General features: G+C 31.6%; 13 protein-coding genes and 1 pseudogene. 7 read left to right on the top strand and 7 right to left on the bottom strand.

The window, feature by feature from the left end; genetic code table 11:
- Positions 1-505 precede the first annotated feature (505 nt).
- The 3 genes from AC1EUY_RS06585 to AC1EUY_RS06595 are packed head-to-tail and all read right to left on the bottom strand — an operon-like array spanning position 506 to position 5,412.
- Positions 506-2,251: a UvrD-helicase domain-containing protein gene (locus AC1EUY_RS06585; RefSeq protein WP_480194715.1), complete on the bottom strand. Its 1,746-nt coding sequence runs from the start codon at positions 2,249-2,251 to the stop codon at positions 506-508.
- The gene (locus AC1EUY_RS06590) at positions 2,241-4,268 is read right to left on the bottom strand and encodes an ATP-dependent nuclease (RefSeq protein ID WP_480194716.1); all 2,028 of its coding nucleotides are present in this window, start codon (positions 4,266-4,268) and stop codon (positions 2,241-2,243) included. The genes AC1EUY_RS06585 and AC1EUY_RS06590 overlap by 11 nt, the downstream gene beginning before the upstream one ends.
- 22 nt (positions 4,269-4,290) lie before the next feature.
- Positions 4,291-5,412, bottom strand: coding sequence for a DUF3800 domain-containing protein (locus AC1EUY_RS06595; RefSeq protein WP_480194717.1), 1,122 nt, complete (start codon positions 5,410-5,412; stop codon positions 4,291-4,293).
- Positions 5,413-5,577: 165 nt separating this feature from the next.
- Between AC1EUY_RS06595 and AC1EUY_RS06600 the strand changes: the two genes are divergently transcribed.
- The 7 genes from AC1EUY_RS06600 (at position 5,578) to AC1EUY_RS06630 (ending at position 12,906) form a co-directional block, all read left to right on the top strand.
- Entirely contained in the window at positions 5,578-6,036 is a 459-nt protein-coding gene (locus AC1EUY_RS06600) for a hypothetical protein (protein WP_480194718.1), read from the top strand.
- Between the two features lie 36 nt (positions 6,037-6,072).
- Positions 6,073-7,038: an MvdC/MvdD family ATP grasp protein gene (locus AC1EUY_RS06605; RefSeq protein ID WP_480194719.1), complete on the top strand. Its 966-nt coding sequence runs from the start codon at positions 6,073-6,075 to the stop codon at positions 7,036-7,038.
- Between the two features lie 30 nt (positions 7,039-7,068).
- Positions 7,069-9,222, top strand: coding sequence for a hypothetical protein (locus AC1EUY_RS06610; RefSeq protein ID WP_480194720.1), 2,154 nt, complete (start codon positions 7,069-7,071; stop codon positions 9,220-9,222).
- Between the two features lie 5 nt (positions 9,223-9,227).
- Positions 9,228-9,860 (top strand): hypothetical protein, encoded by a 633-nt coding sequence (locus AC1EUY_RS06615; RefSeq protein ID WP_480194721.1) that lies wholly within the window; start codon positions 9,228-9,230, stop codon positions 9,858-9,860.
- A 304-nt stretch (positions 9,861-10,164) separates the two neighbouring features.
- Positions 10,165-11,235 carry a lipid A-modifier LpxR family protein gene (locus AC1EUY_RS06620; RefSeq protein WP_480194722.1) on the top strand — a complete coding sequence of 357 codons (1,071 nt, stop codon included), beginning with the start codon at positions 10,165-10,167 and terminating at the stop codon, positions 11,233-11,235.
- Between the two features lie 24 nt (positions 11,236-11,259).
- Positions 11,260-12,309, top strand: a complete 1,050-nt coding sequence (locus AC1EUY_RS06625) for a hypothetical protein (RefSeq protein ID WP_480194723.1) — start codon at positions 11,260-11,262, stop codon at positions 12,307-12,309.
- Between the two features lie 27 nt (positions 12,310-12,336).
- A complete protein-coding gene (locus AC1EUY_RS06630) occupies positions 12,337-12,906 on the top strand; it encodes a hypothetical protein (protein WP_480194724.1) in 570 nt (189 codons plus the stop codon).
- Positions 12,907-13,990: 1,084 nt separating this feature from the next.
- Here the strand turns inward: AC1EUY_RS06630 and AC1EUY_RS06635 are convergent.
- The 4 genes and pseudogenes from AC1EUY_RS06635 to AC1EUY_RS06650 form a co-directional block, all read right to left on the bottom strand.
- Positions 13,991-15,103: a serine hydrolase domain-containing protein gene (locus AC1EUY_RS06635; protein WP_480194725.1), complete on the bottom strand. Its 1,113-nt coding sequence runs from the start codon at positions 15,101-15,103 to the stop codon at positions 13,991-13,993.
- Between the two features lie 79 nt (positions 15,104-15,182).
- Positions 15,183-15,863 (bottom strand): CPBP family intramembrane glutamic endopeptidase, encoded by a 681-nt coding sequence (locus AC1EUY_RS06640; protein WP_480194726.1) that lies wholly within the window; start codon positions 15,861-15,863, stop codon positions 15,183-15,185.
- Positions 15,856-16,092: pseudogene (locus AC1EUY_RS06645) on the bottom strand (YbjQ family protein); the annotation flags it as partial. The gene AC1EUY_RS06640 and the pseudogene AC1EUY_RS06645, both read right to left, overlap by 8 nt.
- 94 nt (positions 16,093-16,186) lie before the next feature.
- Positions 16,187-17,497 (bottom strand): S41 family peptidase, encoded by a 1,311-nt coding sequence (locus tag AC1EUY_RS06650; RefSeq protein WP_480194727.1) that lies wholly within the window; start codon positions 17,495-17,497, stop codon positions 16,187-16,189.
- Positions 17,498-17,577 lie beyond the last annotated feature (80 nt).

Genomic DNA, 17,577 nt, shown 5'->3' on the forward strand with positions numbered 1-17,577 from the left:
TGATGCAATCATTTTTAAATTTCAATTTTCCATCGCTTGCAGCCACCAAAAAAAAAGCAAATGCTTTTAGGTTCTTTTTAAACATTCGTTTAACATTGAAGATTCTACAAGAAAAATCTCATAGGCTTTGTACAAAACTTACGCAACAGAACAAATTTGCTTTGCAAATTCTGTTCACTTGCTCATATTACTCTGCTAATTCAAGCATTCTTTCTTTAGCTTTTCGATATTATGTTAAATAGAAACTCGATGATTTAAGGTTTTAACACCTTTCTTTTGCCTTGATGCAAAAGAAACAAAAGATCAAGGCTGCATAAAACTTTGGAAACTATGTACGGTTCGCTCCATTATATTTTAGAAATCGCAGCGTATTGTATTGAAATTTTGTGATTTAATTATCAGTTAATTAGCACAAAAATTTGCTGCTATCAAGGCTAAAATATAGCCATTCCTCTCACCTATAGTTTTCGCCAACGTTTTATGAGGCCGTGTTGAATATCGATGGCTAAAAGGTTATTGCATTTATGTTATCTGCCCCAAACCAACTAGAAAGGGTATCTAGAGAGTTTGAAGATAATTCTTGTGTAAATAAAACAGCTAATCTCTTTTTAGGACGTGAACAACATACATAAAACAAGTTTCTATTTCGTTCGTAAGCACTTTCTCTACCAGAAGGAATCGCTGTATTATGCCAAGTTAAAAATTCATCCCAATTATAGTGATTCCACCCTCTACCTGATATTACAAGTACATTGTTAAATTCTTTACCTTTTACTCCATGCTTAGTAGAAAAAGGAGTATTTTTATTTAAATATTCGAACAAATTAATTACTTCTTCATAGTTTACGTATTTTAACTTTTCAATTTTTGAAATGAAAGATTTATCTTCTTCTGGAACTTCTTCCAATTGTTTTATTCTGTCAAATTTTGATTCCTTTTCTTCAACTTTTGGCGATAATCTTGGACGAGCTGTTGTTTTCAGAAGCGCAAGTACTTCCCCTATTGTTCCTGATTTTCTAACTTTAATTAATTGGTTTAAATTAGAATTCCAAGTTGATTTATCGTTTTGACTACTCAGTTTAATTGTTTTAGAGTTTAACGCAGAAAACATTTCTCCATACTCTTTATTGTTAAAAGCTCTACAGACAGGTTCTAAGACTTCGATGAAAAACCTTATATAATGATCATTCATTTTTAAATAATCATCTGAATCTCTAAAAACTGATGCTAGATTTCTATATCCTTGTTCTTCAGCTAAAACATTATTTGTTAACATTAATATTTTAGTGTTTTCAAAATCAAATATCCAACCTGCCTCAGTCAAAATTTCTTTTACTTTTTGTACACTTTCTTTTGATAATTCAACTGGTAAATCTCCGCTCCAATGACTTCCAGTTCTCCTGGTTCCAGAAAAATTATTTGTATGAAAGACAACTATTTCCCCTTCAGAGTTTGGGTCTTTCTCGTTTTGAGGAAGCTCAGGCCTCATTCTATTTAACAACCCAACTATGTTTTTTTCAGATCTGAAATTAGCATTTTTTCCAATTTCAATAATATTTTCATCTTCAATTAGACCGCAGACATTGGAACCATATATTTTTTGCCAATGGTCACCAAATAACCCAATCATGACGTCATAATCAGAATTTATTAATTGACTCACAATTGAATCTGCTAAGTCTGTATTAGTATCTTGATATTCATCAATTAAGATTATAGGAAATCTATTAGTCAATAACCTTTTAAATTTATCCTTTGTTAAAAGATGTACCATAATTTTTATTACATCATCATGATGCAACAAAATTTCATTTTCTGTTGCCTTAGGATATCCTAAATCATACTTAACCAATTGATCGTTTAAACCACCTACTTCTTCAACTCTTTCTGCCCATTTTTCACTAATTGAGGGAATGAATTCACGAATATTTTTTTGAAAACCACTTATAAAACTCCAACTAAATGCGTGTATAGTATCTGCATAAATAACAGGATTGTTATCAACTCTATCTTCTATTTCTTCCTTTGCGGTATTCGTATATGTTATACAGGCTATTCTTTGATTTTTTCTAAGAAACAAAACTTCTTTTTTGTCAATTAAGTATTGTAACGCTTTGATTAATGAATAAGTTTTCCCTGCTCCTGCTCCTGCTTCTAATCTAAAGCATTGGTTTTCATCAATTGCTTGATAGAGTTTTGTTAATGCTTCTTCTGATGCTATTTCCGCTGGGCTTTTACTATTAGTCGCCATTTTCTTCAGTATTTTGATTTGCAAGAATATTTTCTGACAACCAATTAAGACCTTCTTTTATGTATAAAGGGATATTCCATTCAGTTTTCTCTAATGCATATTCCAAGGCAAAATTCGCCTTTTTATTTTTCAATTTTTCTGCTTGCCCATAAGCTTCACTTTCAATAGCACTTTTGTCGTTTTGAGTAATCCCAAAAAGTGTTTTATTTGCTATCATAAATGCATCTTCAAAACTTCTTCCACAAGGATTATGTTCTCCTTCTGATATTTGATAGGAAATCCTCCTAGATTCTATTTCTTTTTCTGTAAAAGTCTTTTGTTGAATTTGATTCAAAATTGATGGTTCAGTATCTGAAGTTGGATCTGATAAGTTATCAAACCATTTTTTTAGCCCAGAGTTGCTTGTGTCATTGCCATTTGAAACAATACAAGCAGTTCTATTATTATTAGTGTCGATTGAATCTAGATCAGTGATAATCAATGTTTTTAAATTCAAAAAATCTAAAAACTTATAGAAATGGTGCGCATAAGCACCTCCAACTTCTAAAACTGTCAAATACTGACTACTCAATTTATTTTCTAAGTCGCTATCTATTTTTTTTATAAAGCTTGGCATTAAAATTCTTTCTGTTGCTCCTTCAATTAAAACTGCTTTATCAGCAAAAAATAAATCCGATTTCGTAAGGGTCAAATATTTATAAATAAATTCTTTGTCCTCATTATCTTCTTCGGCTTTAAATGCTTCTTTCAAATCTTTCACTTCAGTTTCTGTTAAATTGCCATCATTTTTTGTCAGAAAGTAACGAATAGTGTCAAAATCAGCTTCGTTAGCAATATGCGTAGAATGAGTGCTTACAACAAACTGTACTGGCCACTGAACGCCATTGTTTAAATCCTTTGAAAATGTATCTGCAATACTATAAAGTTTAGAAATAAAAACCTCTTGCATTTGAGGGTGTAAATGAGCTTCAGGTTCTTCAATAAAAACAAGATGATTCTTTATTAATATTGGATTGGATTGGTATTTTCTGAAGTATTCGAAAAGTTTAAAAAGAATAAATATTAGATTTCTTGAACCAAGACCGTTATAAGTTTCTGGCAAAGTTATTCCATCAGATTTATCATATAAAATTTTAGTATTACTTTCTACTATTGTTTCAGCATTAAATGTTGTTTTTGTTGTAAGATTAGGGTCTGATAAACCTGGATATCCAAATATTTCTAAAGTCGGTAAGAGAGCATCTATTTTTTCTTTTAAGTCTTTATCAACTACATCTTGAATTTTATCAACTTCATCTTTTAGCGCTTTAGATTTTTGCTTCATATCTTCTGAAGCATTTTCGTGTGAAGCGCTTTTAAAAATACTACTCAAGACTTTCCCTAGTACATCTTTTTCATTTTGAGTAATATCATCTAGACCTCTTTGAGCATTAATGAAATCTACACCAATAAGTTCTAATAATTTACTCTGATCGACTTTAGTAATATTAGTATCATCAGTTGGATCAACAGTAGTAATCTCTGTTGCAAAAAACTTTAAGATTCTTTCTCTTATTACACTCAAAAAATCTGAATGATTTGGATCATCTAAATCATAAAAGAATGCTTTTATCTTACCATCCTTTAACTGGTAGCTAATATTGATAATGGCTTCTGTATTACTTTCGTCAAGATCAATAATAAATTCACTTAACACTCCATAATCAGTTTTATCATCATCATAATCAACAACCAATTGCAATTCAATTTTGGGTAATAAATCTCTAATTATATCTTCCTCTTCGCCTGCCAATTTACGTGTAAGGGCTTGACGAAAATTATCAATAGCAGAAATGCTGAAATCCTCTAATTTGAATTTTTGAGAATTAGATTCTGAAAAAAACCGTCTAAATATTTCCGTAAGGGAAGTTTTTCCTGAATTATTTCGCCCAACAATAACTGTAGATTTATTATCAAATGATAATTCTATTTCTTTTAATAATCTAAAATTATTGATCCTTACTTTTTTTATAACCATAATAACTAAATTTTAATAATTATTAACCGACTTGGAAATTTGATAAATTGAAAACAGTTGAGCTATCAATATTTGAATTCTCTCTGTTTATCTTATCAATATCGAATTGTACCAAATCCAATATATAATCCGCTAGTTCATCTTTAAAATGAGGGTTATCATTATTAATATGTAACTTTCGATTTACAGATGATATAAATAAATCAGTTGCTTGGATATAATGATTATCTTCAGAGTTAACAGCTTCAAAATCTCCTAAGTATAAATTCTCAATTTTCTGACTTAGTATTCTTTCTTTCACATTTTCAAGTTTTAAAATATCGCTGCCTTTCTCTTCTTGGTCCAACCAAACTTGTAAGATTCTTGGTAATGGTGCTCGCCCAGTAGCATTTTCGTGATCAATGCCCTTGTTAATTAAATGAAATGTGAGATCCGTTATTGCCTTACCAATATCCTTAAAACCTTTATTTTGAATAATAATAACTTTGAATCCAATAGTAGGGTTAAGAGAAAGAAATTTTAGAAAAAAGTTTTTATACTCCTCGACTTTATTTCTTTTTACTTGGGAGAAATGAAATTCATAATTAATATTATTATCTTCCTTCCATTTAGTTAATATTTGACTAGTTTTAAAAGTTGAAATCCCTCCATCTATAACCCATAAGCCACCAACGGATAAAAAGTTTTGATTTTTACCTGTTTCATCAATAAAAACCGAATATACTGGCAGATTCGCAGGCTTATCCTCCGTTGCTTCAATTTTCTTTTGTTCTTCTAATACTCCACGATATTTTTTCACGGTATCATCCGCCTGAAAAAGACGATACTCATTTTGAATCTTTGCTCTAGCTCTAATTAATGAACTCATTCGAGACAATGCTTTCATCTGATCTTTTGTAATACTTTTTGTATCAAACTTCTCAGACTCGAAAGCCATCCAATAACTCCATGCTAACTCAATATCAGAATTTCTAGCACCTGTATAGGAGTTTAAAATATATGCTACTTTTTCTCTAGTAGTTGTTAAATTTCCACTTATTACATTACTTAATAACTCTAGTCTTTCTTTTTTAAGTTGAAGATTTTTTTCTTCATCTTCATTATTATTTTCGAAGTCAAACCCTAATTGATTCTCTTCATTCATTTCTATTTCTTTTTTAGACAACTTCGAAAGGTAATAATCCAGCTCCAATCAATCAAGAGGAAAAACACCCTAAATTTTACGGGAAAAATCCGCATAAAAAAGGGGAAATTTCCCCTTGAAATCAATTTAAAACTATTCTATTTTTAGCTAAAATACTTCTCAGCCATGAATAATAATAATAAGAAGAAGAAGAAGAATGAACCCAAGGGGTTCGACATTTCTTCTTCTTTTCAGGATAATTTAGAGTTAGGAAATGAATTTGTGAAATCGCCAAAAACTTTTTTGGAAACATTAGGCCTTACATTTGAGGATATCACTTGCCCATCTATTGTACATGAAGCATTCGCACGAGGTGAAGAATTTAAAGAAAGATTGAATTGCCAAAGTTTTGAACTATCCAATTCAAGGGATAATGAGGCCTATTTAAAACATGCAACAAAGCTCGCTGAACAATGTTTTGGTGATGACTTTGAAGCAGAATTGATCCCTTTTGGTGTAAGATTTAAAGAACGCATTAAGATAGAAAATAAAATAAGCAATTTGACTAATGGTACTGGCGCTGGCACTGGATCGGGTACTGGTACTATAACCTTTTGCGACGGAGATGCGGATGCGGATTCTTAATTTTTTATTTATCAATACTCAAGTGTTTATGAACCAATGGCAAATGAAAAGAATAAGTTTACTTTAATAATAAGTCAAAGTCCAGATCCTCATATTGAAAAAATCATTTCAATTTTGAATGAGAAAAACAAGAACTTATTATTTATTGATAGATATAAATTCTCGAATTATGTTTCAATTTCTTATTTAAATAAAAATCCTTCGGTTTTATTTAAAGATGAAAATGGGTTACAAGTGGACTCCAAAAAAATAAATAAGATATGGTGGAGGTTAAAACCTCTTATGTTTTTCGAATTTTCTGGAGCAAAACCCCAACCCTTTGTTCAATTTAGACAAAAAGAATGGCTAACTGTTTTGAGATCTTTACATGAAATTATTCCTAATGCTGTGTGGGTGAATTCTCCAGAAGCTCATAGTAAAGCATCAAATAAACCTTTTCAACTTTCACTTGCAAAACAAATAGGTCTACAAATACCTAAGACTATTATATCTAATAACGCTGAACGAATCTTAAATTACTTCAATAAAGAAGAGAAACTAATCTACAAAACTCTAAACGCTTTTATGCAGCCTCCGGACTTCATAGTTTTTACAAATGAAGTGTCACGAGACATTATCATGAAGAATTCCGTCGAAATTTCATTAGCTCCATGCATTTTTCAAGAAATGATTATTAAAAAGTTTGAACTTAGAGTTACAATTGTTAAAGACAAATTTTTTACCGCTAAAATTAGATCACAAGAATCAGAAGAAACTAAATTAGACTGGCGAAAAGATCAGTTTAATCCAATTTATGAAAGTATTGATCTGGATTATAAATTGAAAGATAAATTATTAATTCTACACAAAAAACTAGGTCTAATTTATGGTGCCTATGACTTGATAATTGACAAAAATAATGAACCAATATTTCTAGAATGTAACCCTGGTGGCCAATGGCTATGGATTGAGAACCATTTAGGGCTACCTATTTCTGAAACTATTGCCGAAGCTTTAGTTTAAATAATTCTCAGAATTGTAAAAAGTAAGAAAATGAGTTTAAGAGAAGAAAATAATATAGCATGGACCAGAAAACATGATTTCATTAATGAACCACACATACAAAATGCCGAAAAGGTCCTATACCCAGAAACCCTCGAAGACCTTATTCAAATTTGTTCAAACAGTAGTGACTTTAATAGTCTTAAAGCAAGTGGTAGTCATTGGTCTCTATCTAAAACGGCAGTTAGTGATGAGTCTTTCATTGAGACCAATGATCCAAGGAATTCGAAAACTCCAATGGGGAGAACCCTTAGAGAAGTAATTCCTTATTGTCTAAGTAGAGAATTTACTAATTACATGGCTTCTAATGGTCATAATATTGATAAATACAACAGTGAAATAAGTACTTCTCCCAATAACCATAATGGATTTTATTTATATCACGTAGAAGCTGGTAAGAGAATTTATCAATTGTATTCTGAACTAGATTATGGCGATGAAAACTTTAATGATAGTTTAGCTAATTATATATACTATAATTATCAATTTGATAATTCTACACAGCGAAATGACTCATATTTTGGTCCTTGGTCTCTTCACACAATGGGCTCTGCAGGTGGGCAAACAGTTTTTGGTGCGATAAATACTGGAACACATGGAGCAGATATATACCTACCACCTCTAGCTGATTGCGTACAAGCAATTCATTTGGTTGGTGATGGAGGCAAACAGTATTGGATAGAACGAGAGAATTTGAAGATTATTGGTGCAATTGATGAATTTGATCCAAATACTAAATTAACCGATGATCAGGCCCTTCAAAATTTATACGGCTCAAAATCAGAATTTACAATTATTCGAGATGATGATATGTTTAATTCTGTCCTTGTTTCTTGTGGACGTTTTGGCATTGTTTACTCAGTGGTTATATCCGCAGTAAGACAATTTAATTTAAATAGGATAAGATATCATAGAGTTGGCGATCCAGAAAATGGTCCTTTATGTACATGGGATTGGGTAAAAGGTGAACTATCAAATAGAGATTCATCTATATTTACAATTGGAAATCTTAGAGCCAGATATTTACAAATTGCGGTCAACATTACAAAAATAAATGATTTCACTGATAATGTATGTGGAATAACCAAAATGAGTATTATCCCACCAACTGATCCCCAAAATCCTCCCGGTAGGAATAAAAGAAGAGGAAACTTAATTGAGTCGTATAATGATAGAATTAAAAGTCCATTATTCGAATATGCTGGTAAATCAACTCCATATAGTGGGCCTCCTGGTTCCGACGGTGGTATATTAGGAAGTACATTAAATAATGCCTGTACTTATGACAACTTCTTAATTGGTATTTTGGATGGGGTTATATCTGAGTATGATGATTTTGTAATCGCCGGAGCGGCATCTGGACCAATTATAAGTGCGGTAGCCATGCCTGGCCCTATACAAGCTGTTGCGACTACCGCAGCAGGTTTTCTTGCTTTTTTAGCAATTATTTTAGCCATAGTAAAGGCAATAGTTGAATCATTAAGAGGTACTTCTTTTACAAGAGGTGAAGCGGTAGATATATTAAGAGACGCTATTTTTTATGACACTAACAATCCTGAAGAAAGATTTGCTCAAATGGCAATGTGGCATTCAATTGCACATGGGTTGTTTACAGATGCGCAAAGTGCGAAAGATTATGAAGCTATTAGTTACGCTAATATGGAGATATGGGATTACACAGATGTAAGTTGTAATGCTAATGCTTCTTCAATGGAAGTGTTTTTTAACGCTGACGAAGATGAATATATGACTTATATCGATGCTATCTTGGCTGAGGAACTAAGACAAGAATTTGAAGAGGGAGCAGTCTTTGTCGGATATCTAGCACTCAGGTTTATGTCAGGCACAGACGCACTTATAGGACCTCAAAGATGGTTTAACACAGTATCAATAGAAATATCTGGTCTTAAAGATGTGAGAGGATCAAGTGACTTGGTTGAGTTTGCTACCAATTTAGCCAATCAAGAATTTAATGCAATATTACACTGGGGTCAAGAAAACAACCAAACAAGACAAGATACAGATGACAAATTCGATATTAATATAGAAACTTGGCGTTCAAAATTGAGTGAAATAGTTAACTTAAACGGGGGAATTGATCGTTTTAGTAGTGAATTTACAAGAAATAAAGGTTTAGAAATTTAATGAATATGAGAACTGTAAGAATATCTAAAATAAATAATGACGAATCAGATTTTATCTTATTAAAGAATAGTTGGCTGGCTTTAGTTTATGATATGGGAGCTTTAAACTCCGGAAGTTTAATACCTTCAAACGATGTGGACCTCGTTGTTTTAGATGAAAATCAAAAAATAATTGGTAAACATTTCGATAATAACCTCAATAATAGGAATGGGATTAGATTTGAAAATACTTATGATTTAAATTATGGCAGATGTTTAATAGGGCTAAAATTTTCAAATGACCATGAAGCAAATAAAGAATATTTTAATTCAAAAGAATTTAAACAAAAAAATAATATCCCATTAAATAAATTCATAGATACGAGTAATTATTTGCAAAGCACAAAAATAAAAAATATTAAAAGTGTTTTTGATGATGTCTTAGGTACTTGCTTCTTTATAACATGGGAAGTCAATAATAACTCAGCCATTAGTATGCAAAGTCTTCAAGGTAATACTAGAAAACCTAGTTTTGTTAAAATATCTTACGATGTTACCCTCCGAATTTCCTCTTCAGATAGTAATATTAGCCCAAAAGAACCTAAACTGCCCATGAATTTTTATTATAAAGAAGAACCTTCAACGCCTTCTATTTTATGATTTCATTACCCTAAATGACAGTACTAGTTTAATATCACTCCACACACATTTTGCTTCCCTCCTACATCGTCGCAAAAAAAGTGTTCCATTAACCTTACTTGATATATTGATTAGTTTTCACAGTAATTGGGAAGTTTTGTTTAACTCATAACTAACAAATATAGCTAATAGGCATTTGTTTTATTAGAGGAAAAACACCCTAAACTTTACGGGAAAAATCCTGTTAAAAAAGGGGAAATTTCCCCTTGACTAGCATCAAAATATCGTAATAACTTGTTACAAGTCAATTAACCCCTACTCTGCCATGAAAAAACTGCTAGTACTAATAGTTTCATTAGCCTATGCTTTATCCTTTTCGCAAAATAATAAAGGCTTTCAATTACTTCTAACACACGAAAATGATTTCCTTTTTATTAATAATGAAGATGAAAATTACACTGGAGGGCTAAATCTTGAATTAACTACTCCTCAGTGGAATTTTTGGCAGCCTTTTTTTAAACTTTCAAAGACTGATGCCCTCAATTATCAAAAGATTGCTCTTGGCGGTTCTGGCTATACACCTCAAGATCTAGAATCAGAAATTGTAGTAAGGGGTGACAGACCATATGCCTCTTTCGCATATTTAAGCCTTGGGAAAATGTCGTTAAATGAAAATCGAGATGCTCAATTAATTTCAAAACTGTATATAGGTCTAATCGGTAGTTCAGGGCCAGGCAAAATACAATATTTTTTACATGACAGACATTTTTTTGGAACTACTAGACCAAATCCACTTGGCTGGCCAAACCAAATAGGTTACGATGGTTCTTTGGGTATAAATTACAATGCTAGACTTATGAAGAGAATAGGATCCAAAGAACAGAATAAAGTTAATTCCAAAATACTTACGCCTTATTGGACAGCAGGAATTGATTTAGGTAATTATATGATTAATGGACAAGCTGGATTATATGTTGATTTGATAAATATTAACTCATTTCCAGTTTTTGGTGTTGATAATACACCTGTTCCAGTATATACAGCTGCATTAAGTACCAACTTAGCTAATAAAAATTACAGTAATCAAAAACTAAAGACGCCGTTCGTTAAATTAAACTTTTACATCAATCCTTACATAAGAATTGTAGGATATAACTCAACATTAGAAGGGCTACTATTTAATGATAAAAGTTTATACAAAATACCTCACAATGAAGTAAACAGATTACTGTTTGAGTTTAATGGTGGTTTTAACCTTCTATTTAGTAATAATTTTTATTTGAGATATACTTTTTTCGCTCGTACAAGAGAGTTCAAAGAAGGCAAACCAGTACATTATTGGGGCGGTCTTACATTAGGAGTTTCACCAAAAAAATGGTTTAGTAATTCTGATTAAAAATTTTAAAATAAAACATTAAATATGAAATTCTATAACGCATTAGTGTTAATTCTATTTTTTATAGGTGTAGTTTCTGCTCAAGAAACATTAACATTAGATTTAAGTGACGACAATGAAATTACGGAAACAATTCGTGCTAATACCTCATACAAAATAAAAATTGTTAATAAGCTTCCAAACGCTAAATATAACTTGATTGTTGAAATAAAAGATCAAATATTAAATCCATTAAATTCAGAACCTATTTCTCAAATTGCTACCGATGTCAGTACTGCTGCAAAAGATAAGTGCGATGAAATAGAAAAAATTGAAAATCAATTGAGGGATGGAAATATGGCTGAGACAGAGAAAGAAATAGCCAAAGTAATTCAAAGTGTTAGAGAGAAAATCCAAACATTGAATTCAGATACTGGACAGCTCAATTGTAAACCTGAGCAAATATTACTGGTTAAAAATGAGCTAAATATTTTCGAGTTAAGAACTTCTAAAGAATTCATACGATCATATAAACTAAAAAGAGGTCAAACCCTCGAGGTTAGAATAACCCGTGATATAAATGGTAAGCCAAAAGTTTGGAAATACACATTTAGTACTACAAAAAAAGGTAGATGGTTTACGAGTTATGGGTTTTCATTTATCACACATTCTATAAATAACGAGGATAATTATTTTGTTAAATCAATGGATGATGGCTTTATTATTACAGAAGAGCATGATAGAAAGAAATTTAATTTTGCCCCTTCTGTCTTTTTTACATATATGCCACAAAATCATTTATCAAAAGATATATCTGTAGGCCTAACAGGTGGTCTAGGATTTGACTTAGAAGCCCCTACAGTTTTTCTCGGATGTTCTTTTTTTTGGAATCAGAATATTGGTTTAGTAGTTGGTTTAACCGCTCATCAACAGAGGTTTTTGAACGGTGAATATTCAGAAGGACAAATTGTTATGGAAAATTTAAATGACGGGCAGTTACATGAAAACTTATATACAATTAATCCTTTCATCTCCATAACATTTAGGTTTGGTAATAATATTTTTAACAACTCGAATGATAGTAATCAAGAATAGATATTATAATTTCTTAAACAAAATATCATGGGGTTTCTAGGTAATTTTTTCGTTTCAATAGATCAATTAGGTAATGTTATTGCAGGTGGCAATCCTGACAACACTATTTCTGCTCGAGTAGGTTATTATAATCAGCACAATAACTCTGGTGAAAAGGCGCCATTACAATGGAGAATTTTTGAAAAAATAATTGACTTCACTTTTTACCCCATTGATGGTGAGCAACATTGTCATGAGGCATTTCATAATGATGCGGGAGAAGAGTTTGATGGACGTACAAACAACGTACTAGTCGCATTTCTGGCGACCATTATTATAATTCCAAGCTGTGTTATTATTGCACTTCTTCTTTACACATTATACCTTTTTAGAATCGTTTTACCAAAAAAAATCGATAGAAATAAGAATATCAAGCATCGTTTAAAGATTGCTGCGGCGAAATTGAATGGGACGCTTCATGAGTTAAACGAACACAAAGTTATTGTTGATGATGAACTCAAAGTTAAGGCTAATGAAGCAGTTATAGCTGCAAAAATTGTATCAGATAAGATTCATGGAATGATTGAGCTTCTTGAAAGAGCTGGTAAGATGTCATAATAAATTCTAGCAATGATTAACATTCCACACACATTATGCTTCCCTCCTACGTCGTCGCAAAAAGAGTGTTCCATTAACTTTGGTGAAAGAAGCTTTTAGAAGAGATTTTTTTCGAAGAAAATTACGTTAACATCCTTTGCTTTTCCAAAGCAAAGTAACATAACGCGGAACATTATAGTACAAATACATAGTAATTTGCGTATAGCCGTATTTAAGGCTATTTACACATAATTATAGATATAACTTCTTTAGAATTATATCGTCCATAATTATGTTTAAGTAAATTACGGCTAAGAATCTTTGTAGTTTTATTTGATAGCTATAATTGTTATTATGTCTGCGCTTTATTTCATAAAGCTTGGCCTCGCCAATGCCGCTCGGCTAAATTGATTCGCACCAGCCATTCTTTTCATTGCGTTCTACAAGATCATTGTGCAGAAATTTTGAAATATGCGATTCTCAGCGACAACAGTTATTTGTATCTATAATTTGCCATTATGTAAAATTGCCGCCTACAAACGCTCGATTGTTTATTTAAAACATAATTGCTGATACAATTATTTTTAAATTTCAATTTTCTAACGCTTGCAGCCACCAAAAAAAGCAAATGCTTTTAGCTTCGTATTTATAATTCGTTTGCAATTGAAATTCTCGTTGTAAAAAGTTTTCAGAAACTTCACGTTAACATTACGCAACAGTACAAAATTTTCCCTTGCTCAATTCCTTGCTTAAAAATTTCTGTACACTTGCTTTGTTCTTACTTTCATTAGAATATTCTTTTAATTAGAACTTCTAATATTATGTAAAATAGAAACTGAAGCTGTAGAACTTCTAAAGGTTTCTCTTATCTTTTTTTCTTGATAAAAAAAGAAACAAAAAAATCAAGACTGCATAAAACTTTGGAAACAATTAACGGTTTGTTACGCTATATTTTAGGAAGCATTGTAACTAACCAAGACTAATAGAGAATACCTTTAAAAGCAGTAATACCAATGGAAATAGTAACTAAATCCCTAAAATATGGTCGCTCCACTCACCTATTGTTTTAACCAAAGTTTTATGAGGTCGAAAAATAAAATTAATTTTACTCTAATAAAGTTAATCTTCTTAATAAAGCATTAGCTCTCAAATCTAAATTAGTATTACCAAAATTGTAATTGCGCATTATAACAATACCGTACTGACTATTTTTTTCAAATTCAAAATGTGCCGAATATCCTGGTGTAGAACCACCGTGTCCAACGGTTTCAATAGCTTGGTCTTCATATAAATCAAAACCAAAACTGTAATTAGAGCGTAATCGTTTTGTTGGTGTTTGGGTAGTTTGAAGATGTTTTACAGTTTCAGAATTTAAGATTTCTGAAAATCCCATACACGCCTTTATAAATTTTGCCATATCGTTTGGTGTTGAATATAAGCCTCCGTTTGGAACACGATAACCTCTACCCTTATGCTCGTCTAATGGCAATTGTTCATTTAATTCTGCTGTTGGGCCTCCAGCGATACCTTTTGCCAAATGTTGCTTTTTGCTTTTTGGGACTTCAAAATAGGTATTCGTCATTTGTAAAGGGTTCAAAATATACGACCTAACCAATTCTACATAAGGTTTGTTTGCTGCTTTAGATAGTGCTAAACCTAAAATAGCATATCCCATATTTGAATACCTAAAACGCTCGTTAGGTGTATTTCTAAAACCTAATTCTGGTAGGGCTGCCAGTACCTTTTGTTCCCACTCGGTTACCGCACCAAAATTGGCATCTCGATAGTGCGATTCTCTATCCAAACCAGACGTATGGGATGCCAGTTGTGCAAAAGTGATAGGTGGATGCTTATCATAATCAACCAAGTTTTTAATTTCAGGCAGGTAATTTTCAATAGGCTCATTGCTATTTAAAATGCCTTCTTGTTGCAGTTTTAATAGTAGAAAACCTGTAAACGATTTTGTCATAGAACCTATGCGGTATATGGTGTTTTCATCTGCATTTCCAAAGGCTTTTGACACCAAAGTTGTATCTTTATAGATGATTGCCATTGAGATACTACCATCGTTAATATTATCATCTTCTATATCATTTTCAAGTAAATTGATAAAACCTTCAATAACGTCTTCTTGATTTAATTTATCTGATCTTTTTAATTCTTTTGATGTACATCCATAAAGAATTGCAATTAATACTATTAAGATTGATTTTTTCATTTAAATAATTTTTTTGATTGAATTATATTATATTCTAAAACATAGGGTGACCTCTACAAATGTAGAATAATTTTAATCTTTATATCATAGACATCGTATTCATTGCGCAATGTGCTATAATTATTGGCCATAAGTTTCGGTCTAGCTTCACATAAGCAATTCCCATGATAATTCCGATTAAGAAAACAGAAATGGAACGTTCAGAGATATCATACGAATGTCTAAAACCCCAAATACATGCTTGAACTATAATTGCTATGGCTGTTCTAAATTTTACACTTGAGAACATGCCTTCTACCCAAGTAATCAAAAAACCACGTTCTAAAAGTTCTTCTAATGCCGATTGCAACCAAACAAAAAGAATAACTGAAAAAAAATACCCATAATCACCATTACTTAACGAATGCCCAGTACTTGTTCCTTGTGCAGCTTCACTACTTTCTTTAACTACGGCAAATGAGTCTTGTATGAGATTAAAAATAAGCAAGGTTGTTATAATAGTAACAAAAATCACTACCGAACTTAGAAGTGTCTTCTTAATACTTTTTGGACGAACCAATCCTAGGTTTTTCCAAGTTACACCACGTCGTTTCATCATCCAAGTAGCGACTAACAAGGTTGTACCTGAATATAAAAAACCAGTAACTAAATAATGGGAATTAGGAATTGAAGTTTCCCTAATTAAAAACATAATGGCTATGTAAATAATTAAGTCTAATACATACCTTTTCCAATTTGATGTTTGTACAGTATTAGTCATTGTTATTAATGCTTTTAAGTCTTACTGCTGTACCATAAACTAAAATTTCTGAAGCCGCTTGTACTACCATAGCTGTAGAAAATCTAATATTGATAACTGCATCTGCATTAAGATTTTTAGCTTCTTCAATTAAACGTTCCATAGCTTGTTGCATTAGCTTGGTGTACTCTTCTAACTCTCCTCCCACAACGTTTTTAAGCAAAGCAATGGCATCTCGTCCTAAATTTCTTGCTCGTACAGAGCTTCATTTTACAATTCCAATAACTTCTTTAACTTCAGTATTGGGTAGCGGTTCGGTTGTTGTTACTATCATATCTTTATTTTTAGTTTTTCTTGTAGGTATCCGATCTACCGTACACATTTTTTGTTGTTAATTCTACATTGTTATTTATGATTGAAAAAATCATTCTAACATCGGTAAGCGCTCCGTATTGAAATACAAATTGATTAATCGGAATCAATTTTACTTTTTCATCATTCCCACTTTGATAATGCAGAATCTCATTTTCTATAAAAATGTTGATACCACCGTAATTTCCTTCATATTCTTTCAGCTTTTCCAAAGGAACTTGTACAGGTGATTTTGCGGCATTCAACGTTTCTATATACCATTGGTAATAATCGTTTTTAGAAGAATCTTTATTAAGCGTATTTAAAGAATCTAACGCTTTTAATCGTGCGGTTAATAAGGCTTTTTTTTCTGTAGTTTTTATATGAGGAATAACGCCTACGCCTTCCCAATTTGTTTTTGTTATGGGGTTAATGGCTCTACCCGTTGATATCCAAACTTTAAACCTATTGTTTATTCTAAACGATTCTCCTGGATGTGCTCCTCCTCCTGTAATTTCTCCAACAAGTATAGCACGTTTTAAATGTTTTAAATTGTACGAAAATTCTTCAGCAGCAGAAAAAGTACTACGAGCAGTTAGTATATACAACGGTACATTTTGAAGTCGTTTCCCTGGCACATAAGGTAAGGTCCAATATTGACTGTATGCATCCTCTACTCTATTGTAAAATGTGTTAAGATGCACAGGTTCTTCATCAACAAAATAACTGGTAATTAGTTGTACCATTTGCGGATAACCACCTCCATTATTTCTTAAATCAAGGATTATAGCATCGGTATTCTGTAAAAAACTAAAGGCAGCAATAACCGTTTCACTGGCATATTTTGGGTCTCGAAATCCTCTAAAATCTACATAACCAATGTTTCCATCTAAAATTTTCACTTCTTTAAATAAGAAGTTATCCCGTTGCTCCATAGCAATCATATTTTGTTCAAATTGTTTATGTTCTTCAACACTTATTTCTTTAGTTTCTTTATGATTGATTGGGCTATAATAAACTCGCAAATGCTTATCATTAGTGATAGATTGTAAATCTTTTGTTAGTTTTTGGGCTAATTCTTTTGGATTTTGAAACGAATTATAAACTCCTTTATCAAGATAATTGTTTAAAAGCTTACTCATTTGGGTAGCCTTGTCTGGAAAAACATATTTTTCTTTTAAAATTGTATTAATACCTTTGATTGTTTCTTTAAGTTCTACATTTGTAAGTTTCGCTGAATTGTTTTGCGAATAAGCGAAGTGTGTAAGGAAATAAATAGCAATTAATGCAAGTACTCGAATCATTTGATATATGGTTTTTAGATACATCAAAATTGAATAAACTCAAGTTGTTTTTAAAATGAAATAGAAGTCTGAAGCAAATT

Source organism: Maritimimonas sp. 2210JD6-3, assembly GCF_056591795.1.

Coding starts and splice junctions, on each gene's coding strand:
- AC1EUY_RS06585 (WP_480194715.1), bottom strand. CDS start 2,251: ATGGCGACTAATAGTAAAAGCCCAGCGGAAATAGCATCAGAAGAAGCA.
- AC1EUY_RS06590 (WP_480194716.1), bottom strand. CDS start 4,268: ATGGTTATAAAAAAAGTAAGGATCAATAATTTTAGATTATTAAAAGAA.
- AC1EUY_RS06595 (WP_480194717.1), bottom strand. CDS start 5,412: ATGAATGAAGAGAATCAATTAGGGTTTGACTTCGAAAATAATAATGAA.
- AC1EUY_RS06600 (WP_480194718.1), top strand. CDS start 5,578: ATGAATAATAATAATAAGAAGAAGAAGAAGAATGAACCCAAGGGGTTC.
- AC1EUY_RS06605 (WP_480194719.1), top strand. CDS start 6,073: ATGGCAAATGAAAAGAATAAGTTTACTTTAATAATAAGTCAAAGTCCA.
- AC1EUY_RS06610 (WP_480194720.1), top strand. CDS start 7,069: ATGAGTTTAAGAGAAGAAAATAATATAGCATGGACCAGAAAACATGAT.
- AC1EUY_RS06615 (WP_480194721.1), top strand. CDS start 9,228: ATGAGAACTGTAAGAATATCTAAAATAAATAATGACGAATCAGATTTT.
- AC1EUY_RS06620 (WP_480194722.1), top strand. CDS start 10,165: ATGAAAAAACTGCTAGTACTAATAGTTTCATTAGCCTATGCTTTATCC.
- AC1EUY_RS06625 (WP_480194723.1), top strand. CDS start 11,260: ATGAAATTCTATAACGCATTAGTGTTAATTCTATTTTTTATAGGTGTA.
- AC1EUY_RS06630 (WP_480194724.1), top strand. CDS start 12,337: ATGGGGTTTCTAGGTAATTTTTTCGTTTCAATAGATCAATTAGGTAAT.
- AC1EUY_RS06635 (WP_480194725.1), bottom strand. CDS start 15,103: ATGAAAAAATCAATCTTAATAGTATTAATTGCAATTCTTTATGGATGT.
- AC1EUY_RS06640 (WP_480194726.1), bottom strand. CDS start 15,863: ATGACTAATACTGTACAAACATCAAATTGGAAAAGGTATGTATTAGAC.
- AC1EUY_RS06650 (WP_480194727.1), bottom strand. CDS start 17,497: ATGATTCGAGTACTTGCATTAATTGCTATTTATTTCCTTACACACTTC.